Below are 17,655 nucleotides of genomic sequence, written 5' to 3' on the forward strand. Positions count from 1 at the left end.
GTAGTTTTGACGTTTCAAAAACCAGACCATTTCTAATAACAAAAATAGCATAACCTAGATTGCATTTACGTTTTAAGCATATTATTTTATTCCTACTGTTTTTAACAGGCACAATGTCCATCACGGCACAGGAACTTCCAGAAACCGGAACACCTATTCCGGTTAAAAAACCTAATCCTGAACAGAATAAAGAGGAAAAGAAACCTGTGAATAAAGAGGTGGTTAACATTCCTGAGGTTCAAAAAGACACTGTAGTTAACGACTCGGTTAAAAAACCAAAAGCTTTCCTGGAATACCGCATTGAGTCTAGTGCTAAGGATTACAAACGTATTGATAGAAAAGGAAATACCATTACCTTATACAACGAGGCAAAAATTATTTACGGCGACATCACCATAGAGGCCGGAAAAATCATCATCAATAATAATACAGGAGATGTTTTTGCCTATGGTATCTTAAAAGATTCTTTAGGCTATACACAACGACCGGTATTCTCTCAAGGCAGTAATATTGTAAAGCCAGACTCCATTATTTTTAATAAAAACTCGCAAAAGGCATTAACTTTTAATTCTGAAACTACTCAAGGAGAGTTCAATGTCATCGCAGAAACGACTAAAAAAGTAAACGATTCTGTTTTCTACATGCAAAACGCTCGCTTTACTACTTCCAAAAATCCAGAAAATCCAGAATATTATTTCCTAGCTCGTAAAATCAAGTTTGTCCCAAATAAAAAGATTGTTACTGGACTGGTGAATATGTACATCGCAGATGTTCCGACACCCTTGGGATTGCCATTTGCTTACTTTCCTATGACGACAGAGCGTAAAAGTGGTATTATTATTCCTTCTTTCGGTAACAACAACAGTCAAGGGTATTTCTTACAAAACGGTGGTTACTATTTTGCAGTTAATGATTATATGGACCTTACTTTATTAGGGGATTACTTTACTAATGGTAGTTATGGTGGTCGAGTCGAAAGTAATTATTCAGTGCGCTATAAATTCAATGGTAGTGTGAGGTTCTTATATGAAAACCAATTGCAAAGCGAGCGCGGATTTTCTGACTTTGCTCAAACTTCTCGTTACAACTTAAACTGGCAACATTCTCAAGATGCTAAATCCAACCCAAGCTCTAGATTTAGCGCTAGTGTAAATTTAGGAAGCAGTCAGTTTTTTAGACAGTCTTTTAACCAAGTAAATCAAAGTGCGACGCTGGTGAACAACTTGAGCAGTTCCATCTCTTATTCTAAAGCTTTTCCTGGAGAACCACAAGTCAACTTCAGTACGAGTGTAACGCACAATCAAAATACCAATACCAATGCTGTAAACCTTACCTTGCCTACGCTCCAAGGTAGTGTTTCTAGGATATTCCCTTTTGCTCCCAAAGAAGGAACTAAAAAAGGAGTCATAGAAAACATCAACCTACAGTACAATTTAAGAGGAGAGAATCGCATCACAACAACAGATGAAGATTTTTTTACCGATAAGATGTTTGATAATGCCGTTATGGGATTAAAGCACAGTATCCCTATCGCTACTAACTTTAAAGTAGGCTACTTTAGTTTCAGTGCTAATGCTAATTACGATGAGAATTGGGTTTTTGAAACCTTTAGACAGTCACTTGTAGAAAATGAAAGTGGAGTTTTTGAGACCGTTCGCGATACTATAAATGGTTTTGATGCCTACCGTACTTATAGCTACGGGGCCAGTGTAGGAACCACGGTTTACGGTGGCTGGAAATCAAAGAATCCAGAGTCTAAAGTACAAGCCATCAGACACATCATACGTCCTAATTTAAGTTACTCGGCAAATCCTAGTTTTGATGAATATTACGACCGCTTAGCCACGGAGCAAGGACTGGACGCTCCAGGAAGAGAAGAACAGTTTTACAGCCGTTTTGACGGTACATTATTTGGTGCGCCAGGACGTAATTTTTCTAGCAGTATCAACTTAGGTGTTCAAAACAACATAGAAGCAAAAGTAAGGGATAGCGACTCCACAAAAACCGACCTTAAAAAGGTTCAAATTCTTAAAAGTTTAAATTTCAATACTTCTTATAACCTAGCCGGTGATTCCTTAAATTGGAGTCCACTGCAAATACGGGGTGTCATTCCGATTACCAAAAATATTGACATCAATCTAGATGCTAACTTTGATCCCTACGCATTGGATAACAACAATAACCGTATCAACACTTTTAACATTAACAATGGTGGTAGTCTATTGCGTTTGACACGTGCCGGTTTTCGTACCAGTTTTAGGTTGAGCAGTACCGATTTTGAAAATGATGACGAGAAAGATCCTTCAAAAGTTAATGATCGCACCATGCAAAATGGTGGACGTGCTGATGGCCTTTTTGGAGAACCTTTAGATACCTCTCTAGATGAGCCTTTAGAACCAAAAAAGCAGGATGTCAATGTGAATAAAGACCGGTACCGATTCAAAGTTCCATGGAGTTTGAATTTTGCTTATACGATGACCTACAATAACGCCCAACGACAGAATGCCATCAACCAGCAAAGTTTAATGGTCAGCGGTGATCTAGAACTATCGCCACGCTGGTCTATAGGTGGAAATACTGGTTATGATTTTGCTAACAAAGGGATTTCCTTCACCACCCTGCGTTTTCAGCGAGACTTAGAGAGTTTTAATATGAGCTTTAATTGGACGCCTATAGGTCCTAGAAACAGTTGGTTCTTCTTTATAGGCATCAAAGCCAGCGCTTTAAGCGATATCAAATGGGACCAGCGCAGACAACCAGATCCCACTTTTTAAATCCTTTTTCCTGTTTACGCTTTCCATAGCTGTTAGATCGTATCCACTTATTTGGTAAAGATTTTACCCTTTATTGCGAGTGCATAATAAACCCGCTCAAATCCTTTAGCCACTCATATGGCATTCCATTCATTTTTGCTTACAAAACCCCCTGTGTTATTTTAAGCAGTAAAAAGGAGCTGTTGTACATTCTGGCAGTACTTTTAAAGAAAATAATTAGAGTCCTCTATTCATAAGAATACCCACAACCTATAGGACTTCCATCTGGAATCGCAGGTAATTTTTTTACTTGAAACAATTCTGGATGCCTATGGAATTGTCTGATTTGCGTTAATAATTGGTTTTCAAAAACATCTCGCCTGCTCAGGTCTTTTTCAATCTTATTCAATTGGTTTCTTGCGGCAGCTTTTACGTCTATATTCGTACGAGAACTAGCCATAAGGTTCATCAAGTGATTTATAAAGAGTTCTTGAGTTCTATGAGCAATGGCTGTAGCGTAATCGTCCGTGTTTTTGTGATCTGTAAATACCTGATCAGAAACAGTGTTCAATAGTGTTCCTAAAGTCAAAATAGCATTAGAGCCATCTTTAAAATCCTTGATATTAACCACCTCTTTAGAGCTATTAGATACCAGCGCATTTGCAGTGGTGATTCTGTTCATTCGTTCTGGATGAAACAAGAGATCAAAGGTCATATCTACACTGGTAGCTGCAGCGTTTAAAGGATCAAAGCTCACTCCAGTTTCTGATTGAAAACTTTCTCTCGTTCTACTATATCCGTAAGCTCGTGGTGGGAATAATTTTAAAACCGATTGCGGAATCTTCAAGGTCTCTGGATCTATTGTTTTTAAGATACTGCGCAATGCTTGAACTTGTAGAAAAGCATCTACCTGATTAAATTCTTGATTTCCATCCTTTGTTAAAAATTCATACTCCAGGCCGCCGACAAGTTTTGTAGTTGCTTCTACTTGGTATCTGTGTGCAAAATAAACAGGTACAAATACATCTTCTAACACGCTTAAAGCCTCTCCAGATCTAATATTATCTATAGAAAACTGATTCATAGCTATCTCGCGAACTTTTAAAATATGCACCAATTCTTCACTAGGATTTGCTCCATTATCCCAAAGGTGTCCACTGGCACTGGCACCGCCTGCAGCTCTGGCATCGCTGTCTGAAATGAACTTGAGGTTTTCAACGTCGGCTATTTTAATAATCGATTGTAAAAAAGCGGCTTCAGATTGACTGCCTACTGGGTTTCCATAAGAATACTGTACCGTTAATTTGTCCCATCTTCCCATTCCTATATCGTAAGCGTCTTCTAAAGAAATCACTCCATCTACAATATCATATTTAGGATGCGGGTAATCCATAACACTTGTTAGGCCTTGTGTACTGGCTGCAAAATTATGTGCAAAACCTAAGGTATGTCCTACTTCATGAGCGCCTAACTGTCGTATTCTTGCGAGTGCCATATCCATCATGGCCTCATGGTTTTTATCGTTTCCTTTAAAAGGTTCTTTAAGCAATCCTTGTGCAATCATAAAATCTTGACGTATGCGCAAACTTCCTAAACTCACATGACCTTTGATGATCTCACCAGTTCGTGGATCGGTGATGCTGCCTCCATAACTCCAGCCACGAGTGCTGCGATGCACCCATTGGATCACATTGTACCTCAAATCCATAGGATCTGCACCTTCTGGAAGCATCTTCACTTGAAACGCATTCTTATACCCTGCACTCTCAAAAGCTTCATTCCACCATCCGGCACCTTCTAATAAAGCACTGCGCACTGGCTCTGGTGTTCCACGATCTAAATAATAAATGATAGGTTCTACTGCCTCGCTGATTGCTGCTTCTGGGTTTTTCTTTTCTAATCGGTGTCTGGTAATCAACCGCTTTTCAATAGGTTCAAAAACGGGTGTGCTGTAATCCATATAACTCGTGTAAAACGATCCACTACGCGTATGAAATGCACGAGGCTTGTAACCTGCATCTGGTAATTCTACAAAACTATGGTGCTGGATGACAGAAATACTACTGGCGTCTGGAGCAACACTTCTCACATCTCTTCCCGTAGGTGTTCCTGTAAAAGTAAGCATGGCTTCAAATTCAGTATTCTTAGGAAAACTCTTGGTGTTTTCCATCCATAAAACGCTGCGTGATTTATCTAGTTTATAAGTTCCTTGTTTGCTGTCTTTCAACCTTTTTGCTACGCCATGAGCATCTTCCATTAAAAACGGGGTCAAATCTATCACATAGGTATCGTTTTTATGTTCCTTAATCTCAAAACCAAACAATACAGACTTTGCAAATGCTTGCTCTATGGATGCTTTTTCATCTTCATTGGTAGCACTTGCACGATAGTTTAAATTAGGCTGTAGGAGTAATAACTTGTTACCACTTTTGATCCATTTAACTACAACTCCATCGCCTAGTTGTCCACGATCTAGTCCTATATCGTTAGATCCTAAACCACTGGTCAAGGAATGTACATAAAGAAATTCCTTGTCTAGATCTTTGACTTCTAGAATTATATTACCTTTATCTTCCTGATAAGTGAAGTCGTAATAGCCTTTAAATTGCTGGGGAGATGTTGCAGACTGCGCTTTCGCGAAAGCGGAAACTAAAAACAATAAGGAAACGATGTACCTAGTAATTTTCATAATTCAATTTTAAAAAAAGACTAAAGATAACCGATTCGCACAAAAGAAAAGTAATTACACGCAACCTTTCAGAACCAGCTGCATCTTTATATCAACTCATGAATACCATGAAAAAAATCCTTTTACTTCTTAGCTTTTTTGTCACCTTATCAGCTTGTACGGATTGTGACGATGATACTCCTATGGCTGAATCAGAAATAGTAGGCAACTGGGAACTGGTCGCCATTCTTTCAGATCCAGGAGATGGCAGTGGCACTTTTCAACCAGCGAGTGGTAAAACGCTCCAGTTTACCGATCAAAGTGTGGTCCATTGCAACATCAGTTTTTGCTTCGGTCAGGATACCCAAGCTACTAGCACAGGAACTTATGATGTTCCCACAACCACAATAGATGTAGATAATTGTACAGGAACTTATTCCTTTAATGAAAGGTTTCTTGAGGTATCACACTTTTGTATCGAGCCTTGCGGGGAACGTTATATAAGGGTCAACTGATGCTAAATTAATCTTTGCGGTACTGGGCCGTTTGCTCAAATACGCGATCTAAAATATCAATATCTACTTGCTCCAGTGATAAACCTCGGCGTTTCATAACAACGTCAGCTACTTCATAAGCTTTGGCAGGTTTGTAAGTCATATTACCTTGTGGTCCACCCCAATTAAACGATGGGATAAAATTACGCGGGTAGCCAGCTCCGTAGATATTGGCACTCACTCCTATTACGGTTCCAGTATTGAACATGGTATTGATACCACATTTAGAGTGATCTCCCATCATCAATCCACAAAACTGAAGCCCGGTTTTTGCAAAACGACCTGTTTCATAATTCCAGAGTTTTACTTCTGAATAGTTGTTTTTTAGGTTGCTGGTGTTGGTGTCTGCTCCTAAATTGCACCATTCTCCTATGACAGAATTCCCTAAGAAACCATCATGCCCTTTATTTGAAAAGCCAAAAATTACAGAATTATTGACCTCTCCTCCTATTTTAGAATGCGGTCCTACAGTTGTAGGGCCATAAACCTTTGTTCCTAATTTAGTGGCACTGTGATCACACAAGGCAAAAGCACCACGTATGATCGAGCCTTCCATCACTTCAGCATCTTTACCTATATAAATAGCTCCTGTTGAAGCGTTTAAAGTTGCAAATTGAAGTGTAGCACCTTCTTCTATAAAAATGCGATCTTCATTGATACAATTCACGCTATCAGGAATAGGCTGGCTGTTTCTTCCTTTTGTTATTAAGTCAAAATCTGCTTCTAATGCTTTTCCATTCTTAGAAAAAATATCCCAAGTAAAATCAATCCCGTCTACTTCTTCTTCTAAGAAAAGTACTTGTTCCAACTCTATGGTAGGCGTGTGTAATTCTTTTACTCTATAGGCAACCAGATCGTTACCTGCCAGTAATTTTTGCTGTGGCTTTAAGCTTTTTATCGCTTTACATAGTGCTGCAGTAGCAAACACATTTCCTGCAATTACTATATTGTCGTTTGTTTCTACCAGTGGGTATTTCGTTTGTAAATAATCCTCTGTTTGAAAACTAACTGTTTCTTCTAGCTGCTTTTCCCACTTCTCTCGTAATGTCAAAATACCACAACGTATCTCACATGTAGGTCGTGTATAAGTAAACGGCAATAATTCTTCGTGCTTATTAAAGTCGGCTAGGATAAAATTCATAGGTCTGGATTCTTTTCTAGGATCAAAGGTCGTAAAACTATTTTCATTTTTCATTTTGAATTCCTATAAATGTAACAGGTGTAAATGTATCGAGAATTTTTATTGGATGTCTATTAACTTTGAGTCTGTGAGCGGTGAGCGGTGAGCTTTGAGTTGTGAGTTGTAAATCTCTAATGTAAATCCCCACAACATAAAATCTACATTCCCTACTCTATAATCCAATCTTCAGTATAAAAAGTCGGTCGTCGGTCTTCAGCAAGTTTTACAGTGCTGCGATAAACAAGCTAGTCTGTTGTCAAAAACTCTAATAGGATTTCAAATTATCGCGACCTTTACGAGTACGGAGCGTATTTATCGGATGCTGAACAAATCAGCGTCAAAAAATTTCGCCTGTTCAAATATTTGTCACGTAAATTTCCAGCATAACAAATCAGTCGGTCGTCAACAAAACTATCACGCAGCGATAAAACAATCCCTTCTGTTGTCAACGCTTTCATCTCGATTCTATATTACCCCAACACGGCAATATTACCTAGATAAATTACTAAATTAGCCAGATGCAAAAAAACCGCTCGCTCTTTATTGCCATAGGACTATTAACTCTTCAAGTCAGCTTTTATTACAGCTTGCGTTTTTTCCCATCTACCGTAGAGTCGCTTTACAGTACAGGTGTTTATCCCTTTATCTCAAAAGCTATGAGGCTAGGTTTGGGATGGGTTCCCTTCTCATTTGGAGATCTGGTATACTCTGTTGCTATCATTATGGTCATAAGGTGGTTGTGGTTGAGTAAAAGGGATTTGATCTCGTTTTCCCGCCATGCCCGTGGGCGGGCAGGAAAACGATACACACAACTATTTCTTTCCTTAAATATCATCCTTGCTCTTTTTCACTGTATGTGGGGGTTTAATTATTACAGAGAGCCCTTACACGAGGTATTAGAACTAGATAATAAATACAGTACTGAAGAACTAAAAGCAGTCGTTTACCAGCTTGTTTTCACCTCCAATAAATTACACGAACAATTACAAAAGACAGACTCCCTTCCTGTGACGTTTACGAGGTCGCAGTCAGAAATTTTTGACCTAGCTCCTATTGCTTTTAAAAACATAGACCATATTTATCCAGCACTAGATTACGGGAATTCCAGCATCAAAGAATCGTTGCTCACAATGCCCTTATCTTATATGGGTTACAGTGGTTATTTGAATCCGCTGACTGGTGAGGCACAAACAAATGCCTGGATCAATAATTACAAAACTCCAGTGCTTACCTTACATGAAATGTCGCATCAGTTGGGATTTGCAAAAGAAAATGAAGCCAATTTTATTGCGATCATTGCTGGAATGAATCACGACGATCTTCACTTTCAGTACAGCGCTAGTATTTTTGCATTGCGCTATTGCATCAATGAATTATACCTCAAAGACCCTAAGGCTTATGAGGAGATAAGACCCTTAATACGTGATGGTGTTTTTGAGAATTATAAGGAGCTACAAGACTTCTGGAGCCAGTATAAAGGGGTTATAGAAGAAGTTTCTCAGGTGACCTACGACACCTATCTAAAAGCCAATAATCAGCCAGGTGGAATGGAGACTTACAGCTACGTAGTTGCCCTTATTGTTAACTACTACAAATAACTTTGCGCTTTTTGTGAATTCTTTAAGAGGTCAGGTTGCAGGAGTTTTGGCTATCTTTAGAATCTAAACTTTAATTCATGAAAAGAATATTTTCTCTCTTGCTATTGGTTTGCATCTCCGTGCAAGCACAAGAGTATTTCCCTAACAACGACGACATCAGTGCGGTAAGCAATATCACTAGGGTGATTACTAATGCGACTATCGTTACAAGTCCTGGTAAAATGATTTCCGATGGAACCATTATTATTAAAAATGGTAAAATAGAAGCTATAGGAAAAGGCATTTCTATACCTAAAAATGCTGTAATAGAAGACGCTGGTGGTAATTACATCTACCCTTCTTTTATAGAGTCCTATGGTGACCTATCCATGAAAACTCCGCAACGAGCTAGCCGTAATGGAACCGCACAATACGACGAAGGTCGTAAGGGATATTACTGGAATGATCACATCAGAGCAGAGCAAAGCGCGATGGATTATTTTGTGTACGATGAAAAAGAAGCAAAAAAATATGTAGATGCTGGTTTTGGAACTGTACAAACGCACCTTCACGACGGTATTGCCCGTGGTAACGGTATGTTGATAGCTCTAGATAATAACGGTACTGACGCAGACCGTATTTTAAAACAAGAAAGCGGTAATTTCTTCTCGTTGAGTAAAAGCCGTCAGTCTAATCAAAGTTATCCTACTTCCATGATGGGAGGTTTGGCTTTATTACGTCAGACTCATTTTGATGCAGACTGGTATGCAAAAGGACACTCTAAATCAAAAGATTTATCTCTAGAGGCTCTGAATGCAAAGAAAAACCTAGTTCAAATCATTGAAGCTGGAAATAAGAAAAACGTTCTTAGAGTTGATAAATTAGGAGATCGTATAGGAAAGCAATTTGTAATCGTAGGTGGAGAAGACGCTTATGAGATGATTGCTGATGTGAAAGCTACTAACGCTGCTCTTATTGTTCCTGTTAATTTCCCAGATGCTTATGATGTTTCCAATCCTAATTTAGAATGGTTTGTAAATCTAGGCGATATGAGAGAATGGAAACAGGCTCCAGGTAATTTAATGACCTTATCTAAAGCAGGTATTACTTATGCGGTAACTACTAAAGATTTAAAATCTCCAGCAGATTTAATGAGTAAATTAAAGCAAGCCATCGCATATGGTCTAACTGAAGATCAGGCATTGGCTGCTCTTACTACTATTCCTGCTGGAATGCTTCAAGTAACTGACCTAGTAGGAACGCTAGAGAAAGGAAAGCTGGCTAACTTTATAATGACCTCTGGAAAACTATTTGAAGACGATACAGAGATTTATGAAAACTGGGTCAAAGGTTCTAAGCATGTTATAAAAGACAGAAGTACAAAAGACATTGACGGTTCTTATGCCACTACAATAAACGGAACTACCTATGATATTACGATAAAAGGAAAAGGTAAAAAGTCTACAGTAAAAATAGACAGCATCACTCTAGGTTCTAAAATTACATACGACGGTGACTGGATCAATATTGTAACAACTCAAAAGGACGCTGACAATAAATCCTATACTCGCTTTTTAGCAACATCTCAAGTTGACAACATAAGCGGAACTGCCTACTTACCTAATGGTCAAGAAATGGCTTTCACCGCAATAAAAAACAAAGATGCTTCTAAAGAGGATAAGGAAGAGGAAGAAAAAGGAGATGATGATAAGGCCATAAAGCAAATGGGAACGATGACCTATCCTAACATAGGTTATGGAAGTGAATCAAAACCTACAACAGAAACCATCTTATACCGCAACGCTACCGTATGGACTAATGAAAAGGAAGGGATTCTAGAAAATACCGACGTGCTTGTTAAAGACGGCCAAATAGCTAAGATAGGTAAAAACCTAAGTGATGGAAATGCTAGAATCGTAGATGCTACTGGTAAGCATTTAACCAGTGGAATCGTTGATGAGCACAGTCACATCGCTATAGACAGCGGAGTTAACGAAGCCGGACATAATTCCACTGCAGAAGTAACCATTGAAGACGTAGTAGATCACGAAGACATTAATATCTATAGAGATCTTGCAGGTGGAGTAACCTCTTCACAATTACTTCACGGTAGTGCTAACCCAATTGGTGGACGTAGCGCTATCATTAAGTTAAAATGGGGCTACAAAGCAGATGAGATGATTTACAGCGACTCTCCTAAATTTATCAAATTTGCTTTAGGAGAAAATGTAAAACAATCTCGTTCTCCAAATGGAGTGCGTTTTCCACAGACAAGAATGGGAGTAGAACAAGTTTTTGAAGACTATTTTTCTAGAGCACGCGCTTATGCAAATGCAAAAGACTCTAAAGACTTCCGTTATGATGAAGAAATGGAAGTGTTATTAGAGATCTTAGAAAGTGAGCGTTTCGTTTCTTGTCACTCATATGTGCAAAGCGAAATCAATATGTTGATGAAAGTTGCTGAAAAGCACGGTTTCCGTATCAACACTTTCACCCATATCTTAGAAGGTTACAAAGTAGCTGATAAAATGGCTGAACACGGCGCTGGTGCATCTACCTTCAGTGACTGGTGGGCTTACAAATACGAAGTAAACGACGCTATTCCTTACAACGGTGCGATCATGCACTCTCAAGGAGTGCTTACCGCTTTTAATTCTGATGATGCTGAAATGTCTCGTCGATTAAATCAAGAAGCTGCTAAAGCAGTTAAATACGGTGGTGTGAGTGAAGAAGAAGCCTGGAAGTTTGTGACTTTGAACCCTGCAAAACTATTGCATATTGATGACCGCACCGGTAGTATCAAGAAAGGGAAAGATGCCGATTTAGTGCTTTGGAATACCAACCCATTAAGTGTGACTGCTAGACCTGAAATCACGATGATTGATGGAATTGTGTTTTTTGATTTGGAACGTGACTTAGGCTTTCGCGAAAGCATAAAAGAAGAAAGACAACAACTCGTAAATGAGATGATCATGGCCAAAAATAAAGGAATGAAAACTCAGACACCAAAAAAGAAAGACAAGACTTTATATGAATGCGAAACAATTCACTGGTAACATGAAGACAATGAAAAACATATTATATACTATTTGTGCCGTATTTGCCCTAACGGCAGCAGCACAACAGACACCTGCTCCTGCACAGAAAGGAGTATACACCATTATGAATGCTACCGCGCATATAGGCAATGGAGAAGTGATCGAGAATTCTGTGATCGTTATTGAAAACGGAATTATCACTGCCATTGCAGACGCTAGGGTAGTAAGAATGAACATCAAAGGAGAAAAGATCGACGGGTACGGCATGCACGTATATCCTGGAATTATTGCGATGAATTCTACTTTAGGATTAGTAGAGGTTGATGCAGTAAACGCTAGTGATGACGAGCGCGAGATAGGAACTTTTAACCCGCATATACGATCTTTGATCGCTTACAATGCTGAGAGTCGCGTAGTGGAATCTATGCGTCCTAACGGAGTACTTATAGCGCAAATAGTGCCTAGAGGCGGTCGTATTTCTGGAAAATCTAGCGTTGTTCAATTGGACGCGTGGAACTGGGAGGATGCCTCTATACTTACCGATGATGGTGTACACATCAACTGGCCCTCTAGTTTTAGAAGAAGTGGTACTTGGTATGAACCAGGACCTATCGAACCAAGCAAAAATTATGACGAGCAAGTAACAGAGCTTACCGACTTTTTAAAAAGTGCAAAAGCTTATAATTCAGATATTAAGCCAGAAGGGTTAAACTTGAAGTATGCTGCTCTTCAACCGGTCTTGAATGGAGATGAAAATTTCTATATCCATGTCGATGGAGAAAAAGCGATAAGAGATGTGCTGAAATTTATCAAAGCAAACGATATTAAAAAGCCAGTGATCATAGGAGGTCGTGAAGGTGATCAAGTGGCTGCTGAGCTGGTTGCGATGAATGTTCCTGTAGTTGCTGGACGTGTTCATGATCTTCCAGCTAGAGAAGATGAAGACTTTGATATGCCCTACAAATTCCCTAAACTCCTTGCAGATAAAGGTGTGATGGTAGCGCTAGAAAACTCTGGAAGTATGGAAAGACATCAAGCTCGTAATTTTCCTTTCTATGCAGGAACTGTTGCTGGTTACGGAATGGATATGGAGCAAGCCTTAATGATGATCACACTAACTCCAGCAAAAATATTAGGAATTGACAAGGAATATGGCTCTTTAGAACAAGGAAAGAGCGCTACCTTATTTATATCTAAAGGAAATGCCTTAGATATGCGAGGTAATCAATTGACACGTGCTTTTATAGACGGAAGAGATATTTCCCTTAATTCTCACCAAACAGAATTGTACGAGCGTTATATGAATAAGTTCGGAGCGAAAATTAAGAGGTAAACAATAGAATTATAATCACCCTAAATCGCTCATTCCTTATAGAATGAGCGGTTTTTTTTTATTATTATGAAACACAACATCAACAAAGAAGCACTCGTATTTGACGATTTTCTAAAAATTTATAAAGCAGAGGTTACTCACGACTCTTTTAATAGTGATCAGGAAATAACTGCTTCTCGCCTGGCCTTAGATAAAGGAAATGCCATTGCCGTCTTGCTTTACGAAAAAGACACCGATAGCTTTTTATTTATAAGGCAATTTAGATATCCCAGTGCGCGTCATGGTCATCCTTGGACACTGGAACTTCCCGCAGGAGCTATAGATGCAAAAGAATCAGCAAAAGAGGCCGCCATACGAGAAGTGGAGGAAGAAATAGGCTACCGTATAGATCGTTTGGAATTTATAGTGGAATACTTCCCTTCCCCTGGCATGCTCTCAGAACAAATCATCCTATTTTATGGTGAAGTAAATTCAGATCAAAAAACGTCAAAAGGTGGTGGTTCTGTTTCAGAAAAGGAAGATATTGAATTGGTTAAAATCTCTAGATACGAAATCAGACAAAAACTGGAGGAACGCTTTTTTACTAACTCCATTAGTATCATTAGTTTACAATGGTATTTATTAAATAAGGTTTAAAATATGGAATGGTATATTTATATTTAACTATCAGATAGATAGAGATAATTCCAGCCACCAATTACTATACATATGATTCAAAAGTCCTTTATATTTTTGACGGTACTGTTCTCTACTCTTTATTCAGTAGCTCAAACTTCAACAGATTCTAACTATATTTCAGATTTCTCAAAATCTAGTCATCATATGGAATGTGCCGGTATAACAATGGGGAATTATACAGGCAAGATCAAACGTTCCACAGTTTATTATGGTGAGAAGATCACTTTTTACTATAAGAACATGACCGGTTTTAAACTGGTAGATAACCTGGTATTTCCAGATATTGATATTTACTCGACCAATATTATAGGTGACACTATATTAACTCAAAAGATTTATTTAAAGATATTGAAGTAGGCTACCCAAAGGATGAACTGCATCTAAGAACTTCCATCACTGTTGCTCAACCCCTGTTCACAGATCATACTTACACTTTTCATATTAACATTAGTGATAAAAATAGTACTGCCTTTTTAACTGGAAAAAAGAATTTACAGTAGTAGACCAGCCTAGATTTGAAACAAATGTAAAGGGTGTTGATTACGATATTTTATATTTATAGAGTAGCGATAGAAATGTTTCTATTATAGATGAATTTATAGTGCCTGATGAAAAAATATATCTATTAATTGAAGGGACAAAAGGATTTACAATTGATGATAATGGCATGACCAGTTTAAAAGACTCCATCTCTCTTACTGATGCATATGGTAAAATACTCACCTCTAACGAAAACTTATTTCCAGAACTGGTGATTGCTACAAACTTAGGAGATCAATTATATAGATCTATAACGATGAGTAAAGGAAGTGTAAAAAATCCTATCACTTGTGGGTTTAAAATTCATGACAGGCAATCAAATAAATATCTTGAAACCTGTTTTAAATTGACAGTGACAAACTGATAAGGAATACTTCAGAATTAAGCAGATATAACCACAAAAGCCGATTCATAAGAATCGGCTTTTGTATGATGATCGTTATGTAATGAATTTAGAAACCATTAGTTTCTTTGCCTAATTCCATTAGATCGTCAAAATAATTAAACAAATCTCCTTTAGTTATAACTGCTCCGGTCTCGATGAGTTTGAATTTATCTTCATTAGGGTTTTCACTGTAGGCTTTTTTTGCGGTAAAAATCTTTACCTCATCGTCCATTAAGTTTTTTTGAAGCCATTGATATCCCTCTTTAGTAGTAATATCAATCAACTCATCTCCTACCATAATAGATATCAATTCCATTTCCTTTTCTCCTAAGGAAAATAAATTCATAGTTCTAGGCGAAATATGCTCTAGAAATGCTGCTTTTTGAAGCACACCTTCCCATACCAAATCAGAGAACACATCTATTTCTTGCTCTGCCACTTCTGGCTGATTTGTTTTAAGGTCTACCCATTCTTTAGCTGTAATGGTTTGTGTTGCGAGGAAATTGATGAACTCTGGATGCATTTCTTCCAGTTGCTCTTTGGTAAGTCTTCTATATTTCATAAAAAAGCTTATTTAAAAATTTGTATTAAAAAAGCCGTTTCAATTTAATGAAACGGCTTTACATGTGATAAGATCGAGTCTTATTTGTCTGCTACTACATTAAAAGCAAGCTTTACAGTTACTTCTCTGTGAAAACGTACATCAGCCTCATAAAGACCAAGTCTCTTAATAGCACCTCCAGCAACAGAGATAAACTTCTTCTCTATCTCGATACCGTTCTTTGCTAAGATGTTAGAAACATCTGCAGTGGTGATAGAACCAAATAATTTGTCTCCGTCTCCAGTTTTTGCAGTTATTTTCAAATCAAGAGCTGTAAGTTGATCAGCTTGATCTTGAGCAGCTTTTATGTTTTTAGCTTCTTTATGAGCTCTTTGCTTAAGCGTTTCAGCCAGTACTTTTTTAGCACTACTGGTAGCCATAACAGCTAGTCCATTAGGTATTAGAAAGTTACGACCATAACCAGGCTTAACACTCACTAAATCGTCAGTAAAACCTAAATGTTCTACGTCTTTCTTTAATATAAGTTCCATATTGTTAATCTGATTTTGTTATTTAAGTAAATCCCCTACATAAGGCATGATAGCGATGTGACGAGCACGTTTTACAGCTATAGCAACTTTACGTTGGTATTTTAGTGAAGTTCCAGTTAAACGACGTGGAAGTAACTTCCCTTGCTCATTTACAAATCCGAAAAGGAAATTAGGATCTTTATAATCTATATATTTAATACCACTACGTTGAAAACGGCAGTATTTTTTTCTCTGTTGAGTCTCGATCTTTAAAGGAGAAAGGTAACGGATGTCACCATCTTTTTTACCTTTAGCTTGTTGTTGTAATGTTGCCATAATTTAAGCTTTAGATTTTTTAGACATTTTAACTCTTCTCTTCTCTGCCCACTCGATTGCATATTTATCAAGTTTTACAGTAAGGTATCTCATGATACGCTCATCACGACCGAATTCTACTTCATAGTCGTTAATTACCTCACCAGGTACTTCAAATTGAAAGAGGTGGTAAAAACCACTTTTCTTGTTTTCGATTGCATAAGCCAATTTTTTTAGGCCCCAATCTTCTTTGGCTACCATTTTTGCACCGCGATCAGTAAGGAAATTCTCAAACTTCTTTACTGTCTCCTTTACCTGGTCATCAGATAAAACGGGATTCAAAATGAAAACAGTTTCGTATTGATTCATAATTAATATTGTTTTTTAACGGCTGCAAAAATAATCTTTTTCTCTTATTTAAACAATAAGAATCTTTTATATTTTCTTTGATCTTATGATAGGACATCATTTTATCCCGCAGGGGAACACTTAACACATGATGATTCTTCCATTCCTATCCTTACAAAAGTTCATAAGCCGGTAGTAAACAGTATAATTGTAACTAAAGTTAAAAAATAAAAATACTCAACCTATTGTTTTTCAGCAATATTCAAATGTCAATAATTAGATTTATATTTTTTATAAAACTAAAACGTCGATGAAATACAAGGTTAACTAATTACAAACTAATTATTTACAGAATGTTAGAATAATGGTAAATTCGCTAACTTGTTAATATATCCGTTTAAACGTATTTTTAATTTGTATTTCATCAGAAAAGTAAGTACTATTGTCTAGAAACGATAAATAAAGACGATGAGCAACACTATTCTAAACTGTTTTGTAGTAGATGATTCTAGTATACAACGACTCGCTATCGTAAAAATGATAGAAGGTCATCCAAACTTAAAGCTAATAGGCGAATTTAGCAACGCTGTGGAGACTAAAACAGCATTAAAAGAACAAACAGTAGATCTTATCTTTTTAGATATAGAGATGCCCATTCTTACTGGTTTTGATTTATTAGACGACATTACAGAAAAACCAGGTGTCATTTTTGTCACTGGACAAACCAAGTATGCTTTTAAAGCATTTGATTATGCAGCCATTGACTATTTACAAAAGCCTATTAAAAAAGATCGTTTTCTTTATGCAGTAGAGCGAGCACTGCTAGCACATAAGATGAAAACTGAAATGATCGAGGATCGCGGTGAATTTATCTTTGTAAAAAGCAATCTTAAAAAACGTAAAGTATACCTTAAAGAACTGAAATACATTCAAGCACTGGGTGATTATGTAAAACTAATCACAGATGAGGATAGCTTAATCGTTCTTTCTACTATGAAGTCCTTTGAAAGCACCCTTCCTGAAGAAGACTTTCTGCGTATTCATAAATCTTACATAGTAAATTTGAGAAAAGTCGAGAAGTTCAATTCTAAGGCAGTAGAGTTAGGTAATGAAGTATTGCCTTTAAGTCGCAATAGAAAATCAGAACTTGTTGAGGCACTGTCTCAATTTTAAATCCTATATACTTACATTATACGAGCTGCTCTGAAGGGCGGC

15 protein-coding genes are annotated in these 17,655 nt (G+C 37.5%); 9 read left to right on the top strand and 6 right to left on the bottom strand.

Going from position 1 to position 17,655, the window contains the following annotated elements; all coding sequences use genetic code 11:
* Window positions 1-113 precede the first annotated feature (113 nt).
* A complete protein-coding gene (locus F0365_RS14795; protein WP_206071287.1) occupies window positions 114-2,774 on the top strand; it encodes a putative LPS assembly protein LptD in 2,661 nt (886 codons plus the stop codon).
* A 226-nt stretch (window positions 2,775-3,000) separates the two neighbouring features.
* Here the strand turns inward: F0365_RS14795 and F0365_RS14800 are convergent, their stop codons facing one another.
* Window positions 3,001-5,442 carry a zinc-dependent metalloprotease gene (locus F0365_RS14800; protein ID WP_169934408.1) on the bottom strand — a complete coding sequence of 814 codons (2,442 nt, stop codon included), beginning with the start codon at window positions 5,440-5,442 and terminating at the stop codon, window positions 3,001-3,003.
* Between the two features lie 107 nt (window positions 5,443-5,549).
* Here F0365_RS14800 and F0365_RS14805 point away from each other — a divergent pair, with 107 nt between their 5' ends.
* Window positions 5,550-5,936 (top strand): hypothetical protein, encoded by a 387-nt coding sequence (locus F0365_RS14805; protein WP_169934409.1) that lies wholly within the window; start codon window positions 5,550-5,552, stop codon window positions 5,934-5,936.
* 7 nt (window positions 5,937-5,943) lie between these two features.
* Here the strand turns inward: F0365_RS14805 and F0365_RS14810 are convergent, their stop codons facing one another.
* Complete coding sequence (locus F0365_RS14810) at window positions 5,944-7,116, bottom strand: GlmU family protein (protein ID WP_169934878.1); 1,173 nt, start codon at window positions 7,114-7,116, stop codon at window positions 5,944-5,946.
* A gap of 557 nt (window positions 7,117-7,673) precedes the next feature.
* On the opposite strand from F0365_RS14810, the gene F0365_RS14815 reads away from it, so the two are divergent.
* The 6 genes from F0365_RS14815 (at window position 7,674) to F0365_RS14840 (ending at window position 14,685) form a co-directional block, all read left to right on the top strand.
* Complete coding sequence (locus F0365_RS14815) at window positions 7,674-8,753, top strand: DUF3810 domain-containing protein (RefSeq protein WP_169934410.1); 1,080 nt, start codon at window positions 7,674-7,676, stop codon at window positions 8,751-8,753.
* Between the two features lie 77 nt (window positions 8,754-8,830).
* Window positions 8,831-11,788 (top strand): amidohydrolase family protein, encoded by a 2,958-nt coding sequence (locus tag F0365_RS14820; protein ID WP_169934411.1) that lies wholly within the window; start codon window positions 8,831-8,833, stop codon window positions 11,786-11,788.
* Between the two features lie 10 nt (window positions 11,789-11,798).
* Window positions 11,799-13,103 carry an amidohydrolase family protein gene (locus tag F0365_RS14825; protein WP_240961715.1) on the top strand — a complete coding sequence of 435 codons (1,305 nt, stop codon included), beginning with the start codon at window positions 11,799-11,801 and terminating at the stop codon, window positions 13,101-13,103.
* Window positions 13,104-13,169: 66 nt separating this feature from the next.
* The gene (locus F0365_RS14830; protein ID WP_169934413.1) at window positions 13,170-13,739 is read left to right on the top strand and encodes an NUDIX domain-containing protein; all 570 of its coding nucleotides are present in this window, start codon (window positions 13,170-13,172) and stop codon (window positions 13,737-13,739) included.
* Window positions 13,740-13,811: 72 nt separating this feature from the next.
* Window positions 13,812-14,138 (top strand): hypothetical protein, encoded by a 327-nt coding sequence (locus F0365_RS14835; protein ID WP_169934414.1) that lies wholly within the window; start codon window positions 13,812-13,814, stop codon window positions 14,136-14,138.
* Between the two features lie 244 nt (window positions 14,139-14,382).
* Window positions 14,383-14,685, top strand: a complete 303-nt coding sequence (locus F0365_RS14840; protein WP_169934415.1) for a hypothetical protein — start codon at window positions 14,383-14,385, stop codon at window positions 14,683-14,685.
* Between the two features lie 88 nt (window positions 14,686-14,773).
* Here the strand turns inward: F0365_RS14840 and F0365_RS14845 are convergent, their stop codons facing one another.
* From F0365_RS14845 to rpsF, 4 genes are all read right to left on the bottom strand, one after another.
* Complete coding sequence (locus F0365_RS14845; RefSeq protein ID WP_169934416.1) at window positions 14,774-15,268, bottom strand: DUF6495 family protein; 495 nt, start codon at window positions 15,266-15,268, stop codon at window positions 14,774-14,776.
* Between the two features lie 80 nt (window positions 15,269-15,348).
* Window positions 15,349-15,798, bottom strand: coding sequence for a 50S ribosomal protein L9 (gene rplI / locus F0365_RS14850; protein WP_169934417.1), 450 nt, complete (start codon window positions 15,796-15,798; stop codon window positions 15,349-15,351).
* Window positions 15,799-15,816: 18 nt separating this feature from the next.
* Complete coding sequence (rpsR, locus tag F0365_RS14855; RefSeq protein WP_169934418.1) at window positions 15,817-16,113, bottom strand: 30S ribosomal protein S18; 297 nt, start codon at window positions 16,111-16,113, stop codon at window positions 15,817-15,819.
* A 3-nt stretch (window positions 16,114-16,116) separates the two neighbouring features.
* Window positions 16,117-16,461, bottom strand: coding sequence for a 30S ribosomal protein S6 (gene rpsF, locus F0365_RS14860; protein WP_169934419.1), 345 nt, complete (start codon window positions 16,459-16,461; stop codon window positions 16,117-16,119).
* A gap of 447 nt (window positions 16,462-16,908) precedes the next feature.
* On the opposite strand from rpsF, the gene F0365_RS14865 reads away from it, so the two are divergent.
* Complete coding sequence (locus tag F0365_RS14865) at window positions 16,909-17,613, top strand: LytR/AlgR family response regulator transcription factor (RefSeq protein WP_169934420.1); 705 nt, start codon at window positions 16,909-16,911, stop codon at window positions 17,611-17,613.
* Window positions 17,614-17,655: the final 42 nt, after the last annotated feature.

Origin of the sequence: Nonlabens sp. Ci31, from assembly GCF_012974865.1 — a bacterium.
Classification (GTDB): Bacteria; Bacteroidota; Bacteroidia; order Flavobacteriales; family Flavobacteriaceae; genus Nonlabens.

Coding starts and splice junctions, on each gene's coding strand:
- F0365_RS14795 (WP_206071287.1), top strand. CDS start 114: ATGTCCATCACGGCACAGGAACTTCCAGAAACCGGAACACCTATTCCG.
- F0365_RS14800 (WP_169934408.1), bottom strand. CDS start 5,442: ATGAAAATTACTAGGTACATCGTTTCCTTATTGTTTTTAGTTTCCGCT.
- F0365_RS14805 (WP_169934409.1), top strand. CDS start 5,550: ATGAAAAAAATCCTTTTACTTCTTAGCTTTTTTGTCACCTTATCAGCT.
- F0365_RS14810 (WP_169934878.1), bottom strand. CDS start 7,116: ATGAATTTTATCCTAGCCGACTTTAATAAGCACGAAGAATTATTGCCG.
- F0365_RS14815 (WP_169934410.1), top strand. CDS start 7,674: ATGCAAAAAAACCGCTCGCTCTTTATTGCCATAGGACTATTAACTCTT.
- F0365_RS14820 (WP_169934411.1), top strand. CDS start 8,831: ATGAAAAGAATATTTTCTCTCTTGCTATTGGTTTGCATCTCCGTGCAA.
- F0365_RS14825 (WP_240961715.1), top strand. CDS start 11,799: ATGAAAAACATATTATATACTATTTGTGCCGTATTTGCCCTAACGGCA.
- F0365_RS14830 (WP_169934413.1), top strand. CDS start 13,170: ATGAAACACAACATCAACAAAGAAGCACTCGTATTTGACGATTTTCTA.
- F0365_RS14835 (WP_169934414.1), top strand. CDS start 13,812: ATGATTCAAAAGTCCTTTATATTTTTGACGGTACTGTTCTCTACTCTT.
- F0365_RS14845 (WP_169934416.1), bottom strand. CDS start 15,268: ATGAAATATAGAAGACTTACCAAAGAGCAACTGGAAGAAATGCATCCA.
- rplI (WP_169934417.1), bottom strand. CDS start 15,798: ATGGAACTTATATTAAAGAAAGACGTAGAACATTTAGGTTTTACTGAC.
- rpsR (WP_169934418.1), bottom strand. CDS start 16,113: ATGGCAACATTACAACAACAAGCTAAAGGTAAAAAAGATGGTGACATC.
- rpsF (WP_169934419.1), bottom strand. CDS start 16,461: ATGAATCAATACGAAACTGTTTTCATTTTGAATCCCGTTTTATCTGAT.
- F0365_RS14865 (WP_169934420.1), top strand. CDS start 16,909: ATGAGCAACACTATTCTAAACTGTTTTGTAGTAGATGATTCTAGTATA.